Source organism: Agrobacterium sp. 10T429, from assembly GCF_056393925.1.
Genome location: NZ_JBFTGV010000001.1, coordinates 828,338 through 853,318 on the forward strand (window position 1 = coordinate 828,338; position 24,981 = coordinate 853,318).

The 24,981-nt window shown below is 62.5% G+C and carries 29 protein-coding genes; 28 read left to right on the forward strand and 1 reads right to left on the reverse strand.

Annotation, left to right across the window (positions count from 1 at the left end; all coding sequences use genetic code 11):
* Positions 1 to 94: 94 nt before the first annotated feature.
* The 11 genes from AC1DCP_RS04085 to AC1DCP_RS04135 all read left to right on the forward strand — a co-directional run bounded on the left by AC1DCP_RS04085 (position 95) and on the right by AC1DCP_RS04135 (position 8,546).
* The gene (locus AC1DCP_RS04085) at positions 95 to 622 is read left to right on the forward strand and encodes a hypothetical protein (protein ID WP_065688131.1); all 528 of its coding nucleotides are present in this window, start codon (positions 95 to 97) and stop codon (positions 620 to 622) included.
* Positions 619 to 1,878 (forward strand): DNA-packaging protein, encoded by a 1,260-nt coding sequence (locus AC1DCP_RS04090; RefSeq protein ID WP_162696040.1) that lies wholly within the window; start codon positions 619 to 621, stop codon positions 1,876 to 1,878. Before AC1DCP_RS04085 ends, AC1DCP_RS04090 begins: the two co-directional genes overlap by 4 nt.
* A gap of 450 nt (positions 1,879 to 2,328) precedes the next feature.
* Positions 2,329 to 2,967, forward strand: coding sequence for a lysozyme family protein (locus AC1DCP_RS04095; protein WP_065688296.1), 639 nt, complete (start codon positions 2,329 to 2,331; stop codon positions 2,965 to 2,967).
* A 43-nt stretch (positions 2,968 to 3,010) separates the two neighbouring features.
* Positions 3,011 to 3,334 (forward strand): Dabb family protein, encoded by a 324-nt coding sequence (locus tag AC1DCP_RS04100; protein ID WP_003512096.1) that lies wholly within the window; start codon positions 3,011 to 3,013, stop codon positions 3,332 to 3,334.
* Between the two features lie 186 nt (positions 3,335 to 3,520).
* Positions 3,521 to 4,687: a phage portal protein gene (locus AC1DCP_RS04105; protein ID WP_013635734.1), complete on the forward strand. Its 1,167-nt coding sequence runs from the start codon at positions 3,521 to 3,523 to the stop codon at positions 4,685 to 4,687.
* Between the two features lie 187 nt (positions 4,688 to 4,874).
* Positions 4,875 to 5,195, forward strand: coding sequence for a DUF6107 family protein (locus AC1DCP_RS04110; RefSeq protein ID WP_003512100.1), 321 nt, complete (start codon positions 4,875 to 4,877; stop codon positions 5,193 to 5,195).
* A gap of 41 nt (positions 5,196 to 5,236) precedes the next feature.
* Entirely contained in the window at positions 5,237 to 5,827 is a 591-nt protein-coding gene (locus AC1DCP_RS04115; RefSeq protein WP_065661221.1) for an HK97 family phage prohead protease, read from the forward strand.
* Between the two features lie 37 nt (positions 5,828 to 5,864).
* Positions 5,865 to 7,133, forward strand: a complete 1,269-nt coding sequence (locus tag AC1DCP_RS04120; protein WP_041694343.1) for a phage major capsid protein — start codon at positions 5,865 to 5,867, stop codon at positions 7,131 to 7,133.
* Positions 7,134 to 7,245: 112 nt separating this feature from the next.
* Entirely contained in the window at positions 7,246 to 7,815 is a 570-nt protein-coding gene (locus tag AC1DCP_RS04125; RefSeq protein WP_013635737.1) for a head-tail connector protein, read from the forward strand.
* Positions 7,816 to 7,818: 3 nt separating this feature from the next.
* The gene (locus tag AC1DCP_RS04130) at positions 7,819 to 8,154 is read left to right on the forward strand and encodes a phage head closure protein (protein WP_065688133.1); all 336 of its coding nucleotides are present in this window, start codon (positions 7,819 to 7,821) and stop codon (positions 8,152 to 8,154) included.
* Positions 8,151 to 8,546: a DUF3168 domain-containing protein gene (locus AC1DCP_RS04135; protein ID WP_065688134.1), complete on the forward strand. Its 396-nt coding sequence runs from the start codon at positions 8,151 to 8,153 to the stop codon at positions 8,544 to 8,546. The genes AC1DCP_RS04130 and AC1DCP_RS04135 overlap by 4 nt, the downstream gene beginning before the upstream one ends.
* Before the next feature lie 7 nt (positions 8,547 to 8,553).
* Here AC1DCP_RS04135 and AC1DCP_RS04140 read toward each other — a convergent pair whose 3' ends face one another.
* Entirely contained in the window at positions 8,554 to 9,753 is a 1,200-nt protein-coding gene (locus AC1DCP_RS04140; protein ID WP_065658130.1) for an MFS transporter, read from the reverse strand.
* Between the two features lie 107 nt (positions 9,754 to 9,860).
* On the opposite strand from AC1DCP_RS04140, the gene AC1DCP_RS04145 reads away from it, so the two are divergent.
* The 17 genes from AC1DCP_RS04145 (at position 9,861) to AC1DCP_RS04225 (ending at position 24,972) form a co-directional block, all read left to right on the forward strand.
* Complete coding sequence (locus AC1DCP_RS04145; protein WP_476774154.1) at positions 9,861 to 10,268, forward strand: phage major tail protein, TP901-1 family; 408 nt, start codon at positions 9,861 to 9,863, stop codon at positions 10,266 to 10,268.
* Complete coding sequence (locus AC1DCP_RS04150) at positions 10,268 to 10,624, forward strand: gene transfer agent family protein (RefSeq protein WP_065688135.1); 357 nt, start codon at positions 10,268 to 10,270, stop codon at positions 10,622 to 10,624. The genes AC1DCP_RS04145 and AC1DCP_RS04150 overlap by 1 nt, the downstream gene beginning before the upstream one ends.
* A complete protein-coding gene (locus tag AC1DCP_RS04155) occupies positions 10,621 to 10,842 on the forward strand; it encodes a rcc01693 family protein (RefSeq protein ID WP_065688136.1) in 222 nt (73 codons plus the stop codon). The genes AC1DCP_RS04150 and AC1DCP_RS04155 overlap by 4 nt, the downstream gene beginning before the upstream one ends.
* Positions 10,843 to 10,940: 98 nt before the next feature.
* A complete protein-coding gene (locus AC1DCP_RS04160; RefSeq protein WP_065688137.1) occupies positions 10,941 to 11,522 on the forward strand; it encodes a phage tail tape measure protein in 582 nt (193 codons plus the stop codon).
* A 90-nt stretch (positions 11,523 to 11,612) separates the two neighbouring features.
* Positions 11,613 to 12,251, forward strand: coding sequence for a TIGR02217 family protein (locus AC1DCP_RS04165; protein WP_065688138.1), 639 nt, complete (start codon positions 11,613 to 11,615; stop codon positions 12,249 to 12,251).
* Positions 12,248 to 13,132: a DUF2163 domain-containing protein gene (locus AC1DCP_RS04170; RefSeq protein WP_065688139.1), complete on the forward strand. Its 885-nt coding sequence runs from the start codon at positions 12,248 to 12,250 to the stop codon at positions 13,130 to 13,132. The genes AC1DCP_RS04165 and AC1DCP_RS04170 overlap by 4 nt, the downstream gene beginning before the upstream one ends.
* Positions 13,129 to 13,563, forward strand: a complete 435-nt coding sequence (locus AC1DCP_RS04175; RefSeq protein WP_065688140.1) for a C40 family peptidase — start codon at positions 13,129 to 13,131, stop codon at positions 13,561 to 13,563. Before AC1DCP_RS04170 ends, AC1DCP_RS04175 begins: the two co-directional genes overlap by 4 nt.
* Before the next feature lie 17 nt (positions 13,564 to 13,580).
* On the forward strand, positions 13,581 to 17,384 hold the full coding sequence (locus AC1DCP_RS04180; RefSeq protein WP_367079066.1) for a baseplate multidomain protein megatron: 3,804 nt from the start codon (positions 13,581 to 13,583) through the stop codon (positions 17,382 to 17,384).
* A 34-nt stretch (positions 17,385 to 17,418) separates the two neighbouring features.
* Positions 17,419 to 17,625, forward strand: coding sequence for a hypothetical protein (locus tag AC1DCP_RS04185; protein WP_065688142.1), 207 nt, complete (start codon positions 17,419 to 17,421; stop codon positions 17,623 to 17,625).
* Between the two features lie 139 nt (positions 17,626 to 17,764).
* On the forward strand, positions 17,765 to 18,019 hold the full coding sequence (locus tag AC1DCP_RS04190) for a hypothetical protein (protein ID WP_003497070.1): 255 nt from the start codon (positions 17,765 to 17,767) through the stop codon (positions 18,017 to 18,019).
* A gap of 96 nt (positions 18,020 to 18,115) precedes the next feature.
* On the forward strand, positions 18,116 to 18,787 hold the full coding sequence (locus AC1DCP_RS04195) for a response regulator transcription factor (protein WP_003512135.1): 672 nt from the start codon (positions 18,116 to 18,118) through the stop codon (positions 18,785 to 18,787).
* Positions 18,777 to 20,177 (forward strand): sensor histidine kinase, encoded by a 1,401-nt coding sequence (locus AC1DCP_RS04200; protein ID WP_003512137.1) that lies wholly within the window; start codon positions 18,777 to 18,779, stop codon positions 20,175 to 20,177. The genes AC1DCP_RS04195 and AC1DCP_RS04200 overlap by 11 nt, the downstream gene beginning before the upstream one ends.
* A gap of 107 nt (positions 20,178 to 20,284) precedes the next feature.
* Complete coding sequence (locus AC1DCP_RS04205; RefSeq protein ID WP_065688297.1) at positions 20,285 to 20,713, forward strand: hypothetical protein; 429 nt, start codon at positions 20,285 to 20,287, stop codon at positions 20,711 to 20,713.
* A 143-nt stretch (positions 20,714 to 20,856) separates the two neighbouring features.
* Entirely contained in the window at positions 20,857 to 22,011 is a 1,155-nt protein-coding gene (gene ccmI, locus AC1DCP_RS04210; protein WP_065688143.1) for a c-type cytochrome biogenesis protein CcmI, read from the forward strand.
* Entirely contained in the window at positions 22,008 to 22,520 is a 513-nt protein-coding gene (ccmE, locus tag AC1DCP_RS04215; protein WP_003512141.1) for a cytochrome c maturation protein CcmE, read from the forward strand. The genes ccmI and ccmE overlap by 4 nt, the downstream gene beginning before the upstream one ends.
* The gene (locus tag AC1DCP_RS04220) at positions 22,517 to 24,511 is read left to right on the forward strand and encodes a heme lyase CcmF/NrfE family subunit (protein WP_065688144.1); all 1,995 of its coding nucleotides are present in this window, start codon (positions 22,517 to 22,519) and stop codon (positions 24,509 to 24,511) included. Before ccmE ends, AC1DCP_RS04220 begins: the two co-directional genes overlap by 4 nt.
* Positions 24,508 to 24,972 carry a cytochrome c-type biogenesis protein gene (locus tag AC1DCP_RS04225; RefSeq protein WP_003512144.1) on the forward strand — a complete coding sequence of 155 codons (465 nt, stop codon included), beginning with the start codon at positions 24,508 to 24,510 and terminating at the stop codon, positions 24,970 to 24,972. The genes AC1DCP_RS04220 and AC1DCP_RS04225 overlap by 4 nt, the downstream gene beginning before the upstream one ends.
* Positions 24,973 to 24,981 lie beyond the last annotated feature (9 nt).

Here is a 24,981-nt window from a genome sequence, read left to right on the forward strand (position 1 = left end):
GTTTAGGTCACAGTCGGAGATTTGCGGCTGAGCGGCAAAGGTCGGCTTAGCCGATGCTTTTCCGCGACACGTCATTCTCTCGCAGGTCCACCTCATGGCAAATATCCGCAATTGCGATCTGGCGCTCCACGGCGTCTGGCAGGAAAGCTGCGCTTATGGCGGCGAGGGCAGGCTGGAGGCCGCACCTGAGATAAAATCGCGGGCCGACAAGCTGGCTGCCGAATATGCGGCGCGCAATGGCAATCTGCGGCAATTGCTGAACGAGCTGACGGTGGAGATGCGCGAACAGTTCTGCATGTACCGCAACCTGCGGCAGACAAGCGAAGCGGCATTTTTATCAACGGTGGAGGATGCCTCGGGCAAACAGGCGCGCGCCGACGTGAAGGCCGCAACGGATCAGCTTTCGCTGATTGTGCGCACACTGGAACGGATCGATGCCCTGCAACGGGTGCTGGCAGAAGAGAGGCAGGCTCTTGCCGGCGAGGACGAAGCCGATACCGAAGATTACGAAATGGCGGTGGCGCATTTCCTCAAACGCATCGACGAACTGGCGGAACAGAAATGCCGCGCGAGGCTGGAGGCAGATCTGGCTCGTAGTCCATCTACAGAAGCTGACACATGACGGATGTTTCGAGCGAACCCCAACTGCAAAAGCAGGTCTTCACCCTTCTGCGCGACTGGCGTTTCATCGGCAACCTGCCGCAACAGCCGCCTGAGGGTGACTGGCGGACGTGGCTTCTGATCGGCGGGCGAGGATCCGGCAAGACCCGCGCCGGGGCCGAATGGGTGCACAGGATTGCGTCCGCCGGCAAGCAATCTGATCTGCGCATCGCGCTTGTTGCGGAAACCCTGGGGGATGCCCGTGAGGTGATGATCGACGGCATTTCCGGTATCTGCCGTATCGCCCGCCGTTGCCGCCCCGCCTTCGAGGTATTGCGCCGCCGGCTCATCTGGCCAAACGGGGCCATGGCGCAGGTGTTTTCCTCTGAAGACCCAGAAAGCCTGCGCGGCCCGCAATTTCACATGGCTTGGGCCGATGAACTTGGAAAATGGAAATATCCGCAGGAAACCTGGGACATGCTGCAATTTGGCCTGCGTCTTGGTGAGGCCCCACGGCAATTGGTGACGACGACGCCACGGCCCATTCCCCTCCTGAAGGCGCTTCTCGCCGACCCTTCGAGCCGGGTGGCCAAAATGCCGACGGCGATGAATGCGCAAAATCTCTCACCGGGTTTCCTGAAAGCCATGCACGACCGTTACGGCGGTACGCGGCTGGGGCGTCAGGAAATCGGCGGCGAACTGATTGATGAGCGCGAAGGCGCGCTGTGGAAACGTGCCGATCTGGAAGCAATTGTGGAAACCGACCATGAGTCGCTGGCGCGGATCGTGGTCGCGGTAGACCCGCCCGCCGGTATCGGTGAAAATTCCTGCTGCGGCATCGTGGCGGCCGGGCTTGGCATATCAGGCAAGTTGGTCGTGCTTGCGGATTGTTCGGTGGAAGGTGAAACACCGGGCGGCTGGGCGCGGGCCGTTGTCGCCGCCGTTCGCCGCCATGAGGGCGACCGGGTGGTTGCGGAAGTCAATCAGGGCGGCGAGATGGTGCGGGCAATGTTGCAGAGCATAGACGCCAATCTGCCGCTGACCCTGGTGCGGGCAAGCCGGGGCAAGTTCACCCGCGCCGAGCCGGTGGCGGCACTGTACGAACAGGGCAGGGTACGCCACGCCGCACGGTTTGAAAAACTAACCGACCAGATGGCGGATTTCGGACCCGACGGTCTTTCATCCGGACGCTCGCCCGACCGGCTCGATGCGCTGGTTTGGGCAATAACGGCGTTGACGACGACTGTGGCGAGTGAGCCGAGGGTGCGAGGGATGTGATGTCCGCGATTATTGGCCCCATGAATGAGAGCCAATTGCCTATCTAGCCGATGCATATTGGTTCTTCTCCCCGGCGGGGAGAAGAAATCCGGGTCGCCGTTAACGCCCAAAATCGGACGTCTGGCAGATCCTACTTCTTCGGAGACTGCGCGGGTTTCGGCTGAGAACCGGTTTCGCGCATCTGGCGCCACTCGTTTTCGAGCCGGTCATAAACGGTCTGGGGGATTGTCGCTGTCATGGTGGCATTCCTCCTTGAATGGTCAACGCTGCGGAAGTGCGCGGTGAATGGAGTTAGCGCGCTAAGGTTCCGCAACTCAAGGAATTTTTTACCTCAAAACCCCGGTCAGCGGATTAAAATCGATTAGGATTTTTTCAAATCGATTTAGTTCTGACGGCCGTCATGTGGAAAAAACAAAGGGTGATATCGCCCACGATTTTCAGGAGCCGGCTGTGGCCTATGACGAGGCGCGATTCTTCGCGTCGGTGCGAATTTCCATCTACGGTGGTCGCCTGCGAGCTACACAGCTTGACGGGACGAAGGCGATCCTGGCCGGCTTCGGCAAGGCCCTGCCGGGCGGTGATCCCCGCTGGCTCGCCTACATGCTGGCCACCACTTTTCACGAGACGGCTGCGACCATGCAGCCGGTGCGCGAGACATTGGCGGCAAACGATGCCGAGGCGATCGCAAGGCTGGACCGGGCCTTTGCGGCAGGCAGGCTGCCCATGGTGCGCAAACCCTATTGGCGGCCAGACGCCGACGGCAGAAGCTGGCTCGGGCGCGGTTTCGTGCAACTGACGCATCGCCGCAATTACGAGGCCATGTCGCAGCTGACCGGTGTGGACCTTCTGGAGCGTCCCGAGCGCGCCATGGAACCGGATGTGGCAACCGCGATCCTGATCCACGGCATGATAGCCGGCAGCTTTACCGGCCGGAAACTTGCCGATGTCTTCGAGGGCAAGCGTGAGGATTGGGAGGGTGCGCGCGCCATCATCAATGGCCGCGACCGGGCGCGGCTTGTCGGGGACTACGGCCGGGCATTTCATCGCGCACTTTTGGCGGCGCGGATTGAACCGGCGCGGGGCAGATGATAACCCGTTAGCAAGCGCCGCAAGGGCCATATTCGAATTTTGCATGACAGGTGACACCGTGATCCGCCATATCGTTTTTTTCACCGTTCCCGAGGAAAACCGCGACGCCGTGCGCAAGGGGCTCTCCGGCCTCACCGCCATACCGCATTCGCTGAAGCTCGAAATCGGCGAGAATGTGAAGAAGGACCAATGGGGCAATTCGGTCGATTTCATCGTTTATGGCGAGTTCGAAAACGAGGCGGCGCTCGCGGCCTACAAAGCCGACCCCGCTTATGATCTTTCGACGCGTACGGTGAAGCCGCTGCGCGAGACGCGGGTTGCCGCTGATTTCAACAGCGATACGGCAGTGAAAGCGCCAATCCGGTAAGTTTCGTCAAGACTCGGGCCCTCCACCCTCATTCCTGTGCTTGTCACAGGAATCCAGCCGACGCGCGTCTGCGCGGCGAAAAGAGTGCTTTCAGTCCAAAGACTTGGGCTGGCTGAATCCCTGTGACGAGCACAGGGATGAGGGCCTGGCGGGAAACTGAGCCCGCATTAAAACAAGGACAATTCCATGCGATTTCCGTTTTCCCTGCCGTGGCGGCGCCCGGCGGATGGCAGAGCCGTGCCTGAACGCAAGACAGCGGCGGGCGGCTTCATGGCGGTTGCGGCGCAGGGTGGGCAGGCATTCTGGTCCGGCCGCTCCTATGCCGCACTCGCCCGCGAGGGCTTCATGAAAAACCCGGTAGCGCACCGCGCCGCCCGCATGGTGGCAGAAGCCTCCGCATCGGTGAGCTGGCTGCTTTACGATGGCGATGAGGAGATCGGCGATCATCCGCTGCTCGCACTTCTAGGCAAGCCCAGCGCTCATATGGGTGGGCCGGACTTTTTCGAGACGCTGTATGGCCATCTGATGTTGGCTGGCAACGCCTATATCGAGCCGCTAGTGGTCGGCGAACGACTGCGCGAGCTGCATCTTTTGCGGCCGGACCGGGTGAGCATCATCGAAGGCGCGGATGGCTGGCCCGTGGGTTACGATTATCGTGCCGAGGGCCGTGCCATCAGGCGCATTGCCGCTGAACGTGACGGGCTGGGGCTGCTTCACCTCAAACTTTTTCATCCGCTGGACGATCGGGCCGGGTTCGCTCCCCTTGCTTCGGCGGGCGCGGCTCTCGATCTCCACAATGCCGCAAGCCAGTGGAACAAACGTCTGCTCGACAATTCCGCTCGCCCTTCCGGTGCGCTGGTCTATCAGCCGAAGGAGGGTGGCAATCTCTCCACCGAGCAATATGAGCGGCTGAAGCGCGAGCTGGAGGAAGGTTATCAGGGCGCGATGAATGCAGGCCGGCCGCTTCTTCTGGAAGGCGGTCTCGACTGGAAGGCCATGGGGCTTTCGCCGCGCGATATGGATTTTCTGGAAGCACGCAACGGTGCGGCACGCGACATCGCGCTTGCACTCGGCGTACCGCCGATGCTGATCGGCATTCCCGGCGACAATACCTATGCCAATTACCAGGAGGCAAACCGCGCTTTTTATCGTCTCACCGTGCTGCCGCTCGTCAACCGCACGGCGGCACGGCTCTGCGGCTGGCTATCGCCGATTTTCGGCTCCGGGCTGCGGCTGGAACCGGATCTTGACAGGATCGCCGGTCTTGCCGGTGAGCGGGACGCCCTGTGGACAAGGATCGGCGCAGCATCGTTTCTGACCGACGAGGAAAAGCGGGAGGCGGTGGGGTATTAGCCTCCGTGCTTGAGCCACCGGGCTGCGTCTTCGACCAATTTCTGAACCAGCGGAATCGTTTTGTGAGGTTCGCCGTTCAAGTGATTCTGAAGACTCGCGAAATGGCGTTTTGAAACTGCACACCCGACCTGCGGGCGACGCGGCGCGTCTGTCCGATTTTTCACATCCTAAACCGGAATGATTACCCATGTCTGAATTCGCCAACGAAGGCGGCATCTGGGCCGCCCGTATCACCGGTGCCGTCGCAGGCGCGGGTGTGTCGCTCGTCTACCTCCTGCCGAAAAGCAAACGCGAGGCGGCGAGCCGTTTCGTGACCGGCGTCTCCTGCGGCATGATCTTCGGCGGCCCCGTGGGCCTGTGGATCGTGCAGCAACTCGAGATTGCCGGCGCGCTTTCCGGCCGGGAAATCATGGTGGCGGGCTCCGCCGCTGCCAGCATGGTGGCCTGGTGGGGGCTTGGCCTGCTGGTGCGCGTGGCCGACCGTTACAACGCCCGTCCGCGCGCTTAGCCTCCACGCGGCACCCCATTTTCACATCGCAGGAGTTTCCCATGCACGTCTATCGCGGGCCGCGCCCCGCCACGCGCAAATTCGCCAATCTGGAACTGCGCGGCATAGCTGGCGACGGTACGTTTTCCGGTTATGCCAGCGTCTTCGGCGAGGTCGATCTCGGCCGCGACGTGATCGAGCGCGGCGCTTTCCGCCGCTCCATCGAGGAACGCGGTGCGGGCGGTATCCGGATGCTCTACCAGCACGATCCGGCCGAGCCGATCGGTGCATGGCGCACCATCCGCGAGGATGAGCGCGGGCTTTACGTGGAAGGTGTTCTCGCCCCCGGCGTCGCCCGCTCGCGAGAGGTCCATTCGCTGATGAAGACAGGCGCGCTGGACGGGCTTTCGATCGGTTTTCGCACGGTACGTTCCAGCAAGGAGGGGCGCTCCGGCAAGGCGGCACGCTCTGGCGTCAGGCGCATTCTTGAGGCCGATCTCTGGGAAATCTCTGTGGTGACCTTTCCGATGCTGCCGTCCGCGCGGGTATCGGATGTCAAACACGCCCGCTTCTTCCGCGACCGCGAAACCGAGCTGGTGCGCACCATGCGCCGCGCGGCGCGTTCGCTTTTCGACACAGCCTTCAAACGCTGACTTCCTCCCAAACACTTCCGAAAACAAGGATGGCGACATGACAGACCAGATGACCAAACCGGCCGCAATGACGGTCGCGCCGCAGGTGAAGGCCGTGCCCGATACGATGACGGCGGCCTTCGACGAGTTCATGGAGGCCTTCGAGGCCTTCCGCGACACCAACGACCAGCGGCTTTCCGATATCGAACGCAAGATGGGGTCCGACGTCGTGACCCGCGACAAGCTCGACCGCATCGACAAGGCGCTCGATGACAACCGCAAGATCATGGATGATCTGGCGCTCAAGAAAGCGCGCCCGGCGCTCGGCCGCAAGCAGGCGCATTCCCTCGATACGGATGAGCACAAGGCCGCCTTCGAAGCCTATATCCGCCGGGGTGAGGAGGGCGCGCTGCGCGATCTGGAGGCCAAGGCCTTTGCCGGATCGACAGGCGCCGATGGCGGTTATCTGCTGCCCACCGAAACGGATGGCGAGATCGGCCGCCGCATGACGGCGATTTCACCGATCCGGTCGCTTGCGACTGTGCGGCAGGTTTCCACTGCCGTGCTGAAGAAGCCGTTTTCGCCGGGCGGATTTGCCACCGGCTGGGTTTCTGAAACTGCGGCTCGCCCCGAGACGACAACACCGAAGCTCTCCGAACTTTCCTTCCCGACTATGGAACTCTACGCCATGCCTGCCGCAACCCAGGGGTTGCTGGATGATGCGGCCGTGGATATCGAGGCCTGGATCGCCTCGGAAGTGGACATTGCCTTTGCAGAACAGGAGGCAGCGGCGTTCATCGCCGGCGACGGTACCAACAAACCGAAGGGTTTCCTCTCCTATACGGCCGTCGCCAATGACAGCTGGAGCTGGGGCAATATCGGTTATGTCGCCACCGGTGTTGCGGGTGGCTTCGCCTCCGCGGGGCCAATGGATGTGCTGCTGGATGCCGTCTATGGACTGAAGGCAGGCCACCGCCAGAACGGCAACTTCGTGATGAACCGCAAGACGCAAGGCGCGCTGCGCCGCTTCAAGGATACCAGCGGCGCCTATCTCTGGCATCCGCCCGCTGCCGCCGGGCAGCCCGCCTCGCTGATGGGCTTTCCCGTGATGGAGGCCGAAGACATGCCGAATGTCGCGGCAAACAGCTTCGCCATCGCTTTCGGTGATTTCCGCGCCGGTTACCTCGTGGTGGACCGCACCGGCGTGCGCATCCTGCGCGATCCCTATTCGGCAAAACCCTATGTGCTGTTCTACACCACCAAGCGCGTGGGCGGCGGCGTGCAGAACTTCGAGGCGATCAAGCTGGTGAAGTTCGGGGTGAATTGACCACAATCTTCCCCGTCACCCCGGACCAAGTCGGGGGTGACGGCGTGCGGATGCTACATTTTCGCCAAACGCTTTCGGCCGGAATTCTTTCTGTCCCATATCCGGAGACCCCATGACCTATGCCCTCATTCATCCGCCACAGGCGGAGCCGCTGACGCTTGCCGAGGTGAAGGCGCATTTGCGTCTCGACGGCGGCGACGAGGATGCGCTGCTGGCTGCGCTGATCCGTACCGCCCGCGAGCATCTGGAACGTACGACAGGACTTTGCCTGATACGCCAGACCTGGCGGCTCTATCTCGACCGGTGGCCGCCGAGTGGCATGATTCTGATTGGTAAGGGACCGGTGCAAACCATCGAAACGATTCTGGTTTTTGACGGTCAAGGGCGCGCGGCCGACATCACAGCCGCTGACAGATTGCTCGACGGCGAGGCGCGCCCGGCGCGGCTGTGGCTGCGCGACCCGCCAGCACCCGGACGGGTGATGAACGGCATCGAGATCGACTTCATTGCCGGTTACGGTGAGGCGGGAACCGATGTGCCCGATACGCTGAAACGCGCCATGCTGATGCATGTGGCCCAGATGTTCGCCTTCCGCGGAGCCGTTGCTCTGGAAAATCAACCCGCAGCGGTTCCGGCCGGTTACGAGCGGCTGGTGTCTCCGTTCTGCCGTGTTGGGCTCTGAGCCATGAACCTCGTTTTTCTCGACCCCGGCAAGCTTACGGCGCGGTTGGAGCTTGAGGTGCGCAGCGAGGTAACGGACGGGCAGGGTGGGGCCGCGGAAAGCTGGAGTGTCCTGCGTTCGCTCTGGGCTGCCATCGAACCTGTTTCGAATGCCTCGCATGAGCGGGCCTCGGCTGAGGGCGTAACAATCACCCACCGCGTCTGGCTGGTCTGGCGCAGCGACATTGCCGCCGGCATGCGCTTTCGCAAGGGACGGCGCATTCTGGCGATCCGGGCCGTGATGGATCCGGACGAGACCCGCCGTTTCATCGTCTGCCGCTGTGAGGAGGAAAGCCCGTGAGTGCCGCAAATGTGCTTCTACAGGCGATTTTCGCAAGACTTTCCGGCGACGCTGCTCTGATGGCGCTTATCCCCGGCGGTATCGTCGACCGGCTTTTGCCGCGCGCCGTCCTGCCCTTGATCGTTATCGGCGAACTTGAAAGCCGCGATTACTCCACCGCGACGGAAAAGGCCGAAGAACATTTTCTGTCGCTGGACATCTGGAGCGATGCCAATGGCCGCAGGTGCGCGGGTGAGATTGCCGGGCGGGTGAAACCCCTGCTCGACGATGCCGCCCTTCCGCTTGTCGGTATCTCGCTCGTCAATCTGCAGCTTCTCTCCAGCCGTTCGCGGCGGGAGCCGAAGACACGGAACTTCCTCGCAGAAATGCGTTTCAGGGCGGTAACGGAATAGGGTCGGTTCAGGAATTCTGTTTGCGCACGGTGCGCCAGAGCACGATCAGCAGCAGAAACGAAATGCTGATCAGCACGGCGGCGATGGTGAGCATGGCCGCCACCCCGCCGCGATCCAGCGCCAGCGTGAAAATGACGGGCGCCACGGCAATGGCAAGGTTCTGCGGCAGGGAGATACGCGCGGCCTGAAGGCCATATTGTTCCGGTGAAAATACCGCGAGCGGCAACACCGCGCGACTGACGGTGAGCACGCCCGCGCCAAAGCCGAAGAAAATGATGAAGCCGATGAAAGCGGGCATAGCCGGGGCAAAAACGAGCAACAGCACGAAGGATGCGAGCAGCATACCTAAGCCGATCATGCAGGTGACGAAAGGATTGCCGTGTTTTCCAAGCAGAAAATCCAATCCGCGCGCCATGATCGCAAGCACGCTGCGCACGGCTGCCAGTTGCACGGCGAGCGATTGCGATGCGCCGGCATGGACCAGCAGCAGAGGCAGGAGCGGCGAAAAGCCAAAGGCCGTGAAGGCGCTAAGCGTCGTCATTGCCGCCAGAAGCAGAAAGGCGCGCCGCGTATCGACAGGCGATGTCGAGACCGCAGCGCCTTTCGAAGTGCCCTGAGTATTGCTCGTCCTTCGTCCGGGAAGGACAAAAACATAGAGTGGCAGAAGCACGAATATCTGCAGACAGGCATATACCAAAAGGGTGCCGCGCCAGCCCAGGTGCTGATCTGCGACGGTGGTGACGGGCAGGAAAACCGCTGCCGAAAGCCCGGTAAACACCATCAGAAGCGTCAGCGACCGGCCACTTTCCGCGCCGACACGTTCCACCACAGCCGTATGGGCCGCCGTCGTCAGGCCGCAGGTCGCGGCCAGACCCATCACGACCCAGCCGAGGACATAGCTGATCACGCCGCCCGCAAAGGCGAGCACGACAAAACCCGCCGTGAACAACAACGAACCCGCCACAAGAACAGGGGCGGCACCACGGCGCACGAGAGTTCTTCCCAGAAGCGGGCCGCAGAGGGCGCTGATCGTCATCATGACGGTGAGACCGGCAAAAACGACCTCGTTTGCGATGGCCAGTTCCTGTCCGATGCGTGGCCCCAGTATGGCCAGCATGTCGAAACCGGTGCCCCAGCTGACGACCTGCCCAACCGCAAGCACGCCGATAAGGCGCGCGCGAGACGTGAAGGGGGTGGCATCAGACATGATGAAAATCGCGGGTGCGAGATGCGGGAATGCTTTTGGTAGCAGGCCAGTTGCGACCCGGCAACATCAAACGAGACGACATCAATCGAAACGAGAGGGAGAACACCATGGTGGCGCAGAAGGGCAAGGACCTGCTGCTGAAGTTCAACAACGCCGGCTCCTATGTAACCGTGGCGGGGCTCAGAACCAAGCGTCTGGCCTTCAACGCGCAGGCGGTCGATATTACCGACGGCGAAAGCGCCGGGCGCTGGCGCGAGCTTCTGGCCGGCGCCGGCGTGCAGCGGGCATCGCTGACGGCGTCGGGCATCTTCAAGGATCAGGCAAGCGATGCCCTGGTGCGTGGCGCATTTTTCGCCGGCTCCATTCCGGGCTGGCAGATCGTCATTCCTGACTTTGGCACGATCACCGGGCCGTTCCAGATCGTCGCGCTCGAATATTCCGGTCGCCACGATGGCGAAGTGCAATTCGAGACCGCGCTGGAATCGGTCGGTTTCCTTAATTTCGGAGCACTGTGATGCCGCAAGGGTTACGTTACGGGCGGGCGAACCGCCATCGCGGCGAGATCGAGGCGCTGATCGATGGCGAAAGGCGCGTTCTTTGCCTGACGCTCGGCGCTCTCGCCGAACTCGAAACCGCCTTTCAGGCCGATGATCTCACCGCGCTAGCCGAACGTTTCGTAGCCGGACGTATGAAGGCGACCGATATGATACGGGTGATCGGCGCAGGTCTGCGCGGCGCGGGCAACGTGTTTTCCGATGAGGACGTGGCCGCAGCCACGGTGGAAGGCGGCGTTGCCGGCCACGCCGCCATCGTCGCCGATCTCCTGACAGCCACCTTTGCCGGTTCGAGGGGCACACCGCCGGACCCTTGAGTGCCGCAGCAGGTGAGGTGGGCGATCTGACGCCGCGTCCTTTTCCCTGGGAGGCGGTAATACACACCGGTTTCCACCTGCTGCGGCTTTCCTCCGAAACCTTCTGGCGGCTGACGCCAAGGGAATTCTTTGCCATGATCGGCGGCATCCGCACCGCTTTCCACACCCTCGACCGCCCGGCGATGGATGCGATGATGCGGCGGTTTCCGGATGGGTGAGTGTGGTTTGCAATTTTTGGGGGACGTGCATCTTTCGTGAAAACGACCAGGCAATTCAAACATCTACGGCTCCGTTTTGAATCAGAAAGGCAAGCGTGATGGCAGGCGAAGTATCGATTGCGGACAGTCGCGAGGAAGCGGAAGCGCTCTCGGAGGTGATGGGTGATCTCGAACGGCGTTCCGAGCGGTTCGGGGCGGCGTTGACTTCTGCCATGCAGGCCGCGGTGACGGGCGGCAAGGGGTTGGATGACGTGTTGCGCGGGCTTGGCGAACGGCTCTCCGGCATTGCGCTTTCCGCCGGGCTGAAGCCGCTTGAGAACATGATCGGCAATGCCGTGGGCGGGCTTTTGAATGGCGGCGGTTCGCTGTTTGCCTTCGCCGATGGCGGGGTGCCGGGACGCAGTATCACGCCCTTTGCCGATGGCGGTGTGGTCGCAAGCCCGGCCTTCTTCCCGATGGGCGGCGGGCTTGGCCTGATGGGCGAAGCGGGTGCCGAGGCGATCCTGCCGCTGAAGCGTGGTTCGGATGGGGCGCTCGGTGTTGCCGCACCGGTGGGTGGCGGCGGCGCGCAGATCGTTTTCAATGTGACGGCGACGGATGCGGCGAGCTTCAGAAAAAGTGAAGGCCAGATCGCCGCCATGCTGGCGCGCAGCGTCGGGCGTGGCCAGCGCGGCCTGTGACGGATTGGACCTCCTCCCTGCAAGACCTCTGTGTCGAGCGTGATCCTTCCATCTTTCCCAGACTATCAAAACGAATCCAGGAACAACGACATGGCGGCATTTCATGAAGTGCGGTTTCCGCTGAGGCTGGCGCTTGGCGTGAGCGGCGGGCCGGTAAGGAGAACCGATATCGTCAACCTTTCCAATGGGCGGGAGAACCGCAACCAGCGTTGGAAGAATGCCAGACGCGCCTATGACGCAGGATCGGGCATTCGCTCCGTTGCCGATCTTTACGAGGTGCTGTCCTTTTTCGAGGCGCGGCGCGGTGAACTCCATGGTTTTCGGTTTCGCGACCCGGTGGATTTCAAATCATGTCCGCCGGGCCAGACACCTGCTGCAAGCGACCAGAAGATTGGCACGGGTGACGGCACGACGACGGCTTTTCAGCTGGTGAAGACCTATGCCGATGCGGGCGGTTCTTTCACCCGGCGGGTGGAGAAGCCGGTCGAGGCTTCGGTCATCATCTCAGTCGATGGGGTGAAAGCCGTCTTGTCGGATTTTTCGGTCGACCATGCGACCGGTACGGTGACGTTTCGCGCCGGTAAGGCGCCGCCTACCGGTGCCGCAATCCGGGCCGGTTTCGAATTCGACGTGCCGGTGCGATTTGCAATCGACCGCATAGACGTGAACCTTACCGCCTTCGAGGCGGGCCGCATTCCCTCCATTCCATTGATGGAAATCCTGCCATGAAGACCATTCCTGCCGCATTTGCCGAGCATCTGGCGTGCGAGGCCACGACTACCTGCCATTGCTGGAAAGTGACACTGAAGGACGGCGAGGTCATCGGTTTTACCGACCATGACGGGACCCTTTCCTTCGCCGGTACTGCCTACCTGGCCGCAAGCGGCTTTGGTGCGAGTGACAGCGACAGCGAGGCCGGACTTGGCGCGAGTGCGGGCGAAGTGACGGGCGGCTTTTCCAGTGAGGCGATTTCCGAAAGCGATCTGGCCTCCGGACGTTTCGATGGTGCGCAGGTGGCGCTCTACCTCGTCAACTGGCAGGTGCCGGAACAGCATGTGCTGCTGAACATGCGCGAAATCGGCGAGGTGACACGGGCGGGCGGAGCGTTTCGTGCCGAGCTGCGCAGCATCGCCCATCGTCTTTCCCAGCCGCAGGGCAGGGTCTATGGGCGACGCTGCGATGCCGCCCTTGGTGATCGGCGATGCGGCGTCGATCTCAAGCGATTTACCGGCACCGGCAGCGTTGCGGGCATGGACGCGGCGGGCAACCTGCTGGTGACAGGGCTGGACGCTTTCGCCGATGGTTTCTACAGCCGTGGGAAATTGCAGTTTCTGAGCGGCCAACTTGCCGGCAAGGGTTTCGATCTCGACGGCCACGAGAAACGCGATGGCGGCACGGTTCTGTCCTTGTGGCTCGCTCCGGAGCAACCGCCGCAGCCGGGTGATGTCTTTTCCGTCATCGCCGGTTGCGACAAGAGTTTTGCGACCTGCAAGGCGAAATTCGCCAATTACCTGAACTTTCGTGGCTTTCCGCATCTGCCGGGGGCGGATTTCGCCTATTCCTACGCCAGCGGCGGCCAGACCCATGACGGCGGGGCGCTGTTTCCATGAGCAGTACCTCAGAAAAAGTGCTGGCGCTCGCGCAAGGCTGGATCGGCACGCCATACCGGCATCAGGCGTCGTTGCAAGGCGTTGGCTGCGATTGCCTCGGCCTTGTCAGGGGCATCTGGCGCTCGCTTTACGGCGAGGAACCGGAACTGCCGCCGCCCTACACACCAGATTGGGCCGAGCGGGGCGGCGAGGACCGGTTGCTGGAGGCCGCGAAACGTTATTTTTCGGCGGTGCCTGATATGGAAGAGACGATGCCGGGCGACCTGCTGCTGTTCCGCTGGCGGGCCGATGCAGCGGCGAAACATCTCGGCATTCTCGCCGGGCCGCAGCATTTCATCCATGCCTATGAACAGGCGGCAGTGGTGCGCTCGGCGCTGGTGCCCGGATGGAAGCGACGTATTGCCGGCGTCTTCCGTTTTCCCGAACCCTGACATTTTTCGAGGCGACCATGGCGACCATTCTCTTTCAGGCGGCGGGTGCAGCACTCGGCGGCGTTTTCGGCCCCGTGGGTGCCATCATCGGCCGCGCGGCTGGCGCGCTGGCGGGCAATGCCGTCGACCGCGCGCTGCTTTCGAACGGGCGGACGGTGTCCGGCGCCCGGCTTTCCACAGCGCGTATTCCGGGTGCGGACGAAGGCGCGGCCATCAACCGGCTTTACGGCACGGCGAGGATCGGCGGTACGCTGATCTGGGCGACGGGCTTTGAGGAAAGCGTCGAGGTGACGCGTCGTGGCGGCAAGGGCAATCGCGGCCCGAAGGTGGAGACCTTTCGCTACTTCGCCAATCTCGCCGTCGGGCTGTGCGAGGGCGAGGCGGCCATGGTGCGGCGCGTCTGGGCCGATGGGCGGGAACTGGACCTGAGCGCCATCGAGATGCGCTTTTATCCCGGCAGCGAGACGCAATTACCGGATCCGCTGATCGAGGCAAAACAGGGCGTAGGCAATGCACCCGCCTTTCGCGGGTTGGCCTATGTCGTGTTCGAACGCCTGCCGCTTGACAGCTATGGCAACCGCATTCCGCTGATGCAGTTCGAGGTGGTGCGACCGGTCGGCCGGCTGGAAAAAGCCATCCGTGCCATCACCGTCATTCCCGGTGCGACGGAACACGGTTACGCCACGGCGCAGGTTTCGGAACGAACCGGCATGGGCGAAAGTCGCATCATGAACCGCAATTGCCTGACGGCCTTAACCGACTGGCAGGCCGCGATCGACGAATTGCAGGCGCTGTGCCCCAATCTGCAAAGCGTGGCGCTGGTGGTGAGCTGGTTCGGCACCGACATGCGCGCGGGCGAATGCCGCATTCTGCCGGGTGTGGAAGTGGCGGGTCGCGACAGGGAAAGTGCGGCATGGTCCGTCGCCGGTGTTTCGCGTGGGCAAGCGCATCTCGTCAGCCATCACGGCGGCGGCCCGGCCTATGGTGGCACGCCGGATGATCAAAGCGTTGTGCAGGCGATAGCCGACCTCAAGGCGCGTGGTCTGAAGGTTTGCCTTTATCCATTCGTGATGATGGATGTGCCAGCCGGCAACGGCTTGCCGGACCCCTACGGCAAAGGCGAGCAGGACGCCTATGGCTGGCGCGGACGCATCACCTGTTTTCCGGCACCTGGCCTGGCAGGTTCGCCCGACCGCAGTGCAGGCACGCGCACGGAGATTTCCACCTTTTGCAACCGCACTGAGGGGTATCGCCGCATGGTGCTGCATTATGCGGCGCTGGTGGCGCAGGCGGGTGGGGTGGATGCCTTCCTGATCGGCTCGGAGCTGCGCGGGCTGACAAGCCTGCGCGACCATAACGACGCCTTTCCTTTCGTGGAGGAACTGGTGCGGCTGGCGGCAGATGTGCGCGCCGTTGTCGGGTCGGCAACGAAACTGACCTATGGCGCGGACTGGAGCGAATATTTCGGCTATCAGCCGGCGGACGGTTCCGGCGACGTGTTCTTCAATCTAGATCCGCTGTGGGCAAGCCCTGATATCGATGCCATCGGCATCGACAATTACATGCCGCTTTCCGACTGGCGCGACGAGGATGCCACAAACGGCAATCCTGATGGTATGAGCGGCCCGGACGATGCTAGCGCCTTCCGTTATGCCATCACGGCGGGCGAGGGTTTCGACTGGTATTACGCCAGCCATGCCGACCGCGCGGCGCGGCGGCGCACGCCCATCACTGATGGTCTCAAGGGCAAGCCGTGGGTATTCCGCTACAAGGACCTGCGAAGCTGGTGGCAGAATGCCCATTTTGACCGGGTGCGCGGTGCGGAGAAATTGACGCCAACCGCATGGGTGCCGGGGTCGAAACCGATCTGGTTCACCGAACTCGGCTGCCCGGCGGTGGACAAGAGTGCGACGCGCCCGAATGTCTTTCCCGATCCGAAATCGGCGGAAAACGCTTATCCCTATTTTTCCCGCAGAAGCCGCGCCGACAGCCAGCAGCGACGGTTTCTGGAGGCGCATCTCGACCATTGGAGGGGGAAGGGGGATGCGGCGATGGTGGATCAGAACCGCGTCTATATGTGGACCTGGGATGCGCGGCCGTTCCCCGCCTTTCCGCAGAACGGCGCGGCCTGGAGCGATGGGGCCAACTGGCGTACCGGCCATTGGCTGAACGGCCGGCTTGGGACTGCCACACTTGCCGATACCATCGCCGCGATCCTGACGGAACATGGATTTTCCGGCTTCGACGTCTCCGCCGTCAGTGGCGATCTGACGGGATATGTGCAGGGCGACGTGACCTCGGCCCGCAACCTCCTGGAGCCGCTGCTGGCGGCGTTTCAGGTGGATGTGGCCGAGGACGGCGGAACCCTGCGCTTCCGCTCTCGCAACACGGCGTTTCTGCCCGTGCGTGACGCAGCCGTGCTGGCCGATCTGGACGACGAACCGCTGTGGTCGGAAAATCGCGGACATGACAGCGATTTCGCCGCAGAGGCCGTGCTGACCTCGTTCAATCCGGCGCTGGACTACGAGCAGGCGAGCGTGCGTTCGCGTCGTATCGACAATGCCGGCAGCCGCGTCATGCGGCTCGACCTTAACGCGGCACTCCCGGCGGAAACGGCGGAAGTCGCGGCTGAGGCCCTGTTGCGTGACAACAGGCAGGCACGGCGCACGGTGCGTTTTGCCCTGCCGCCCGCAGATATCGCTCTGGAACCCGGCGATTGCATTCGTCTCCCGCAGAATGTGTTTTCGGAGGCTCCGGCAGGGAGGTTTCTGGTCAGCCGGATTGAGGACGGTGCTGTACGGCAGGTGGAGGCGCGCGCCTTTTCCGCGGCATCCGTCGCCTTTGCGGGCGCTGTGGATGAGCGTCGTGTTGGCGGGGCAAACGGCGCGGAAGGTTTTGCCCCGGAGGTGCTGTTTCTCGACCTGCCGCGCCATGACGGCACGGCGTCTGAAAATTCGGCGCGGATTGCCGTTTTTGCACGGCCATGGCGGCCAATCGTCGTTTCGTCCTCCGCCGGCACGGAAGGCTACCGGCAGCGCGCCGTGCTTGACCGGCCCGCGATGATCGGCACGTTGGCCATGCCGCTGACATCAGGCCCCTCCGGCCGTTTCGACCGGCAAAACACCATCCTGATCGATCTGCCATCCGGCGAGCTTTCCTCGGCCACGGAGCTTTCGGTGCTGAACGGCGAGAACCGCATGGCGGTGAGGGCGGCAAACGGTGTTTGGGAGATCATCGCTTTCGCGCGCGCAGAGGAAATTGCGCCCGCGCGCTGGCGGCTTTCCGCTTTGTTGCGTGGGCTTGGCGGCACGGAAGATGCGTTGGCCATTGGCGCGCCGGTGGGCGCCCCTGTTGTGGTGCTGGACGCGGCGGTGCAGCCGCTCGGTCTTGCCGCGACCGAACGCGGACGGCGGCTGAACTGGATCGCCGAGGCGGCGGGAATGGCGGGCGCCCCGGCCGGTCCTTTTGTCTTCGAGGGTGGCTTGCGGGCTGAAACGCCGCTTGCGCCGGTGCATCTTGCGGCCGAGCGGCGCAGGGACGGCATTTTGCTGCGCTGGGTGCGCCGAGGCCGGATGGAGGCCGATGGCTGGGACGCGAGCGAGATACCGCTGGAAGAGCCGTTCGAGCGTTACCGCGTGGAGGTGCTGGATCGCGAGGCCGTTCGACGCACGGCAGAGGTCTCCGAACCCTTCTGGCTGTACCCCAAAGCGGGCGAACTCACAGATTTCCCGACCTTGCGGGATCACATTTCCGTGCGTGTCCGTCAGCTCGGCCGTGCGGTGCCTCTGGGAGTGGCGGCGCACGCCGTTCTCCCACTCTGACAACCACCTGAAAAACAACGCAAAGGACGAGATTATGGAGAGTACCAAGGCATGGTATCAATCGCGCACGATATGGGGCGCCCTAGTTGCGGTTTTCGCACCGCTTTTCAGCGTCGCTGGTCTTGATCTTCCCGCCGGCCTGCAGGGCGAGCTGGCGGAGGGACTGGTGACCGTTGCGGGCGGAATTGGCGGCCTCGTCGCACTTTACGGCCGTCTTTCGGCAACCCGTGCCATCCGCTGACGCCACTAGCGCCCATACCGTCCCCGCCGTGCGTCGTGGCGTCGGGGGCGGCATTCATTTGCCATTCAGACGCTTTGCGCTACATATTCGGTCACAATACGGTTCGAGACGCAGCCGATTTTTTTGGAAGATTTGTGCAATGGCATCACCTCTCATCATCGCGACGCTTGCAGCCGGGCTTTCCGGTTTCACGGCGCCCGAGGCTGATTTGCAGGGCCATTACATTCTGGCTGCAAGCGATTGCGGCGCGGCCGTTGCCCGCGTGGTGCGCGAAACCGGTGGTCAGCTTCTTTCGGTCTATCCCTCCGGTGACGGTCAGTCCTGTGTAGTTACCGTTCTCGTCCAGGGTAATGGCGAGCGCCCGCGCAAGGTAACGATGCGCGTGCCGATGTAGCCTTGCCCGCATCGCCGAAATATCGGAAAACAATCCGACACAGTTAGCATGACCGGCGACGCGCGCGCGGGCCGGGACGTAAGGAAAGGGCGGATAATGCGTATTCTCGTGGTTGAGGACGATGCCAATCTCAATCGTCAGCTGACCGACGCGCTGAAAGAAGCCGGTTATGTTGTCGATCAGGCATTTGACGGCGAGGAAGGCCATTATCTCGGCGATACCGAACCCTATGACGCTATCGTTCTCGATATCGGCCTGCCGCAGATGGACGGCATCACCGTCGTCGAGAAATGGCGCGCGGCGGGCAAGGCCATGCCGGTCCTCATTCTCACCGCCCGTGACCGCTGGAGCGACAAGGTGGCGGGCATCGATGCCGGTGCCGACGATTACGTGACCAAGCCCTTCCATGTCGAAGAAGTTCTTGCCCGCGTGCGTGCGCTCATCCGCCGCGCCGCTGGCCACGCTTCCTCCGAACTCGTCTGCGGACCGGTCAAGCTCGATACCAAATCCTCCAAGGCAACGGTCAACGGCGTGACGCTGAAGCTCACCTCGCATGAGTTCCGCCTGCTTTCCTATCTCATGCATCACATGGGCGAGGTCGTCTCGCGCACAGAGCTGGTCGAACATATGTACGATCAGGATTTCGACAGGGATTCCAACACGATCGAGGTGTTTGTCGGACGTTTGCGCAAGAAGCTCGGGGTTGATCTGATCGAGACCATCCGTGGCCTCGGTTACCGGATGCAAGCGCCGGCAGATGCGAAGTAGCTCTCTTACCGCCCGCGTTCTTCTTCTCGCCTCCGCCTGGTCGGCGCTGGCGCTGGTGGTCATTGCCGTCGTGATCTCGACGCTCTACCGGCAGGGCGTAGAGCGGAGCTTCACCGATCTTCTGCGGGCGCAGCTTTATAACGTCATTAATTCCGTGACGATTTCGAACGAGAATACGCTGGCCGGCAGCCCGCAGCTCGGCGATCTCCGGTTCTCGCAGCCCGATACCGGCTGGTACTGGGTGGTGGAGCCGCTCGGCAATTTCCAGACGGCACCGCTGGTCTCCTCTTCGCTCGGCGTCGCGTCCTTGCCGGTGCCGAGCATTATCGATGCTCCCTTCGATAACAGATACGAGCGTTTTTATGCCGTGACCGACGAGGCGGGCAACAAGGTGCGGGTGGCGGAAACGGAAGTCGTGCTGGATGGTGAAGGTCGTGCGGCGCGTTTCCGCGTTTCCGGCAACCTCAACGTCGTTGAAGACGATGTGCGCAATTTCTCCAACAGCCTTTATCTGGCGCTCGCCGTCTTCGGTGTCGGCAGTCTGGTCGTCAATGGCCTTGCGATTCTCTACAGTCTGCGGCCGCTCGATCAGGCCCGTCTGGCGCTCGGAAAGATCAGGGGCGGGGAGGCGGAAAGCCTCGAAGGCGAATTCCCGCGCGAAATCCAGCCGTTGGCGAACGAAGTCAATGCGCTGATCGACAGCAACCGGCGCATCGTCGAGCGCGCCCGCATGCAGGTCGGCAATCTCGCACATTCGCTGAAAACGCCGATTGCCGTGCTTCTGAACGAGGCCCGCACGCTGGAGCCGCAGCATGGCGATCTGGTGCGCGCGCAGGCTGACGCCATGCAGGCGCAGGTGCAATCCTATCTTTCGCGCGCCCGCATCGCCGCCCAGCGCGGCTCGATTCTTGCGCGCGTGGAAGCGGAGCCGGCGCTGGAACGGCTGGTGCGCGTCATGCGCCGCCTCAACCCCGACAAGCAGTTCGAGCTGAATTTCGAGCATCCGGGGGCGGTGCTGGGCATGGAACAGCAGGATCTGGAGGAGATCGTCGGCAATCTTCTCGAGAATGCCGCGCGTTTTGCACAGACCAAAGTCGTCGTCACGCTTGCGACCGGCACTCACCCGTCCTCCGACCCCGAAATGGGCCGGCGCTCATGGGTGGAGTTGATCGTGGAGGATGACGGGCCGGGGCTGGAGCCCGGGCAGATAAGCGAAGCGATGAAGCGCGGTAGGCGGCTGGACGAAAGCCGTCCGGGCACCGGCCTCGGATTGTCGATCGTTTCCGAAGTGGTGTCTGAGTACCATGGCCACTTTTCCCTCTCGCGCAGCGGGATAGGTGGCCTGAAAGCCGATCTGATTTTGCCTGGCCTCTCGAAAGAGCTTGCGTGAGGCAAGAAAAAAGGCAAGAAATTCAATGCCGATATATAACGCGCGGTGCGGTAAGGAAAAGAGGACAGGGTTTGGTTGACGTGTATGATGGCTGCCGCTCCGTGACGATGCGTTCGCTGGTGTCACGCCCGGCACTTCTCTCGATCCTGTGCGTATCGATGCTGAGCGCCTGCACCACCACGGGCACCCGCTCGGCCGGTGGCAGCCTGTTCGGCGGTTCGGCACAACCTTCGACGCCGTTCCTTGCCAACATGCAGGGCGGCATTGTCGGACGAAGCGGTCTGGAGCTCGAAAAGGGCGACCGCACCAAAGCGCTGGAGGCCGAATATCGCGCACTGGAAAGCGCCCCGGTCGGTACGCCGGTGACATGGACCGGCGACGATGCCAGCGGCCAGGTGGTTGCCAATGCGCCCTATCAGGTGGGCAACCAGAATTGCCGGCAATATTCCCACACGCTGACTGTCGATGAAAAGGAAACCCGGGTTCGCGGTGCGGCCTGTCGCAATGCCGATGGCAGCTGGTCTCCTTTGACGTAAATCAAGGTCATGGACCTTTCCGAGTGACAGGAAGGGCTATAGCGGTGCAGCTGGACGCCGGGCGGTGCGGCGTGATGTCTCAAATTCGCGTCATCTCCGCGCTTCATGTTTCCATGTGCCGTGCATTCGAGTAATTGAGCCTTATGTTCTGGATTGTCGTTGCGATATTGACGGCGGCTGTCGCCATCGTCCTGATGTACCCGCTGATGCGGAAGACCGAGGTGTCGCAGACGCGCCGCGACGGCGAGGTTGCAGTCTATCGCGACCAGCTTGCCGAACTGGACCGCGAGCGTGCCGCTGGCCTGATCGGCGAGACGGAGGCGGAATATGCCCGCGCCGAAATCGGCCGCCGGCTGCTTGCCGCAGCCGATACCCGTCAAGACGCTGAAAGCAGCGACCGGCCGCTGCGTCACAATCTCGCCGTAACCCTGATTACCGTTTTACTGCCTGCACTTGGCCTCTGTCTTTACATCTGGAAGGGAAGTCCGGAAGTGCCGGACATGCCGCTCGAGGCGCGTCTGGAGCAACCCGGCAACGACATGAACCTTCTGGTCGCCCGTGCCGAGCGGCACCTGGCCGAAAACCCCGACGACGGTGCAGGCTGGGATATCCTGGCGCCGATCTATTTCAAGACGATGCGGCTTGGCGATGCCGAGCTTGCCTATCGCAACGCGCTTCGTCTGCAAGGGCCGAGCACAGAACGGCTGACGGGACTTGGCGAAACACTGGTGGCGAGCAATGACGGCATCGTCATCGAGGCTGCGCGTGAGGCCTTTGCCGAAGCCGAGCGGCTGAGACCCGGCAATCCACGCGCCCGCTTTTATCTGGCGCTGTCGCTGGAGCAGGCGGGCAAGGCGCAAGAGGCGCGTACGGCCTTTGCAGCACTGGCGGCGGATGCACCAGCCGGTGCGCCATGGTTGCCGCTGGTGCGGGAACATATCGCCAGAACCGGCGGCGAGGCAGCGCCCGGCCCGACCGCAGGCGACGTGGCGGCGGCGAAAGACATGACGCCCGCCGACCGGCAGGCGATGATCGAGGGCATGGTGGCGAGCCTCGACGCCAAGCTCAAGGAAAATCCCGGTGATTTCGAAGGCTGGATGCGCCTCGTGCGCGCTTATTCCGTCTTGAACAATGCAGCGAAGGCGGGCGAGGCACTGAGAGCCGGTTTGCAGGTTTTCCCGCCTGAGGGCGAAGAGGGTAAGCAGCTACTGGCGCTGGCGAAGGAATTGGGAGTTTCCGCCGGACCCGTTCGCATGGACGGGCAAGGGCGCGCGATGCCGCAGGGAGTGACGCAATGACCCGCAAACAGAAACGGCTCGCAATCATCGGCGGCGGCATGAGCTTCATCGTCGCAGCCGTGCTGCTCGTCATGTTCGCCTTCGGTCAGTCCATAGCCTATTTCTACATGCCGGCCGATCTGGAGAAGACGCCGGTCAATCCCGGCACCCGCATCCGCCTTGGTGGGCTGGTGGCGGAAGGCTCCGTCAAGCGCGGGGAGGGCCGCACGGTGAGCTTTACAGTGACTGACGGTGAAGCAAACGTGCCCGTCAGCTATACCGGCATTCTGCCCGATCTTTTCCGCGAGGGGCAGGGCGTGGTGACGGAAGGCGTTTTCGATGCAGCGACCCATGGCTTTGTTGCCGACAGCGTTCTGGCCAAGCATGACGAAAACTACATGCCGAAGGAAGTGGCCGACCGGCTGAAAGACAAGGGCCTGTGGCAGAACACCGGAGAGGGCGGGCAACCTTCCGGCGCAGCGCCTTCTCCTGCGGGGGCTTCAGCCGACAAGACCGGAGCGATAAAATGATCAATGAGATCGGCCACTACGTTCTGGTTCTGGCACTCGCCGTGGGGCTGATCGTCTCGACGCTGCCGGTGATCGGCGCGCGCCGCAACGACCGGGCGCTGATGGATATCGCCTCGCTCGGCTCCGTCGTGATGTTCCTGCTCGTGGCCTTGTCCTTTGCGGCGCTGACGCGGGCCTATGCGGTCTCGGATTTCTCCGTGCGCAACGTCTGGGAAAACTCCCATTCGCTGATGCCGATGCTCTACAAGTTGACCGGCGTCTGGGGCAACCATGAGGGCTCCATGCTGTTGTGGCTGCTGATCCTGGTGTTTTTCAGCGCGCTCGTTGCCGTCTTCGGTCGCAACCTGCCGGAAACGCTGAAAGCCAATGTGCTGTCCGTGCAGGCCTGGATTTCCGTCGCGTTCCTGCTGTTCATCCTGCTCACCTCCAATCCGTTCATGCGTCTGGAGCGGATGCCGGCCGAAGGGCAGGACCTGAACCCTATCCTTCAGGACTTCGGCCTCGCGATCCATCCGCCGCTGCTTTATCTCGGTTATGTCGGCTTTTCAGTCTGTTTCTCCTTCGCCGTCGCTGCACTTCTGGAGGGCCGGATCGATGCGGCCTGGGCGCGCTGGGTAAGGCCGTGGACGCTCGCCGCATGGACCTTCCTGACGGCAGGTATCTCCATGGGATCTTACTGGGCCTATTACGAACTCGGCTGGGGCGGCTGGTGGTTCTGGGATCCGGTTGAAAACGCCTCCTTCATGCCATGGCTTGCGGGCACCGCACTGCTGCATTCGGCACTCGTCATGGAAAAGCGCGAAGCGCTGAAAATCTGGACCGTGCTTCTGGCGATCATGACCTTTTCGCTGTCGCTGCTCGGCACCTTCCTCGTGCGCTCCGGCGTCTTGACCTCCGTGCACGCCTTTGCCACCGATCCGAGCCGCGGCATCTTCATTCTCGGCATCCTTACCGTTTTCATCGGCGGAGCTTTCGCGCTGTTCGCATGGCGGGCGCCCTCGCTGAAGGTGGGTGGATTGTTCGCGCCGATCTCACGCGAAGGGGCGCTGGTCCTCAACAATCTGATCCTGACGGTCTCGACCGCAACGGTACTGATCGGCACGCTCTATCCGCTCATTCTCGAAACGCTGACAGGCGAAAAAATCTCTGTCGGCGCGCCGTTCTTCAATCTCACCTTCGGCCTCCTGATGATCCCGGTCCTGATCGTCACGCCATTCGGGCCGATGCTCGCCTGGAAGCGCGGCGATCTTCTCGGCGCTTTCCAGCGGCTTTATGTGGCGGCCGCCATTGCAGCCCTTGCCGGGCTGACGCTCTGGTACGTGGAAAATGGCGGCCCGGTACTCGCCGCACTTGGCATCGCAGCCGGTTTCTGGCTGATCTTCGGGGCGCTTGCCGATCTCTGGTATCGGGCCAATTTCGGCAAACTGGCCTTCGGCATCGCTTTTCGACGCCTCAAGGGCCTGCCGCGTTCGGCCTTCGGCGCCGCACTTGCCCATATGGGGCTTGGCATCACCGTGCTCGGCATCGTCACCGTCACCACCTTCGAGACCGAAACCGTTCTTGAAATGAAGCAGGGCATGGAGGCGAAGGCGGGCGGCTACAGTCTCACCTTCGATGGCATCCGCCATGCCGTCGGCCCTAATTTCACCGAGGATCGCGGCCATTTCACCATACGCAAGGCGGGTGTGGAAGTGGCCGACGTCTGGTCCTCCAAGCGGCTCTACACCGCACGGCGAATGCCGACCACGGAAGCGGGCATTTTGACCTTCGGCCTCAGCCAACTCTACGTCTCGCTCGGTGACCCGATGGCGGATGGCGGCATGGTAGTGCGCATCTGGTGGAAACCCTTCATCCTGTGCATCTGGGGCGGCACGCTGTTCATGATGGCCGGCGGTTTGATATCGCTCTCCGACAGGCGGTTGAGGGTGGGCGCACCGAGCCGCAAGGCGAAGCCGGCAAAAACGGCCGCGATGCCGGAGGCGGCGGAATGAGGGAGGTTGTGGCGGGGCTCACGCTCCTTCTCGTTCTCATGTTTACGTCATGGCCGGCCTTCGCCTTCAACCCGGACGAGGTGTTGAAAGACCCCGCACTGGAACAGCGCGCCCGCAATCTCACATCTCAACTGCGCTGCATGGTCTGTCAGAACCAGTCGATCGATGACAGCAATGCCGAACTGGCACGGGACCTGCGCGTCCTGGTGCGGGACAGGCTGGTGGCAGGCGATAGCGATCAGGCTGTAGTCGACTACGTCGTGTCTCGTTATGGCGAATTCGTGCTGCTGAAACCGCGTTTCAGCATGCGCACCGCACTTTTGTGGGGCGCGCCCATCGTTCTGGCGCTTGCGGGAATATTCGCCATCCTCGTTTTTTCGCGTCGGCGCGCCACCCAGGAGCGGCCGGAAAAACTGAGCGCGGACGAAGAAGAGAGAATTCGTAATCTCATTGAAAAATAACCGATTTTC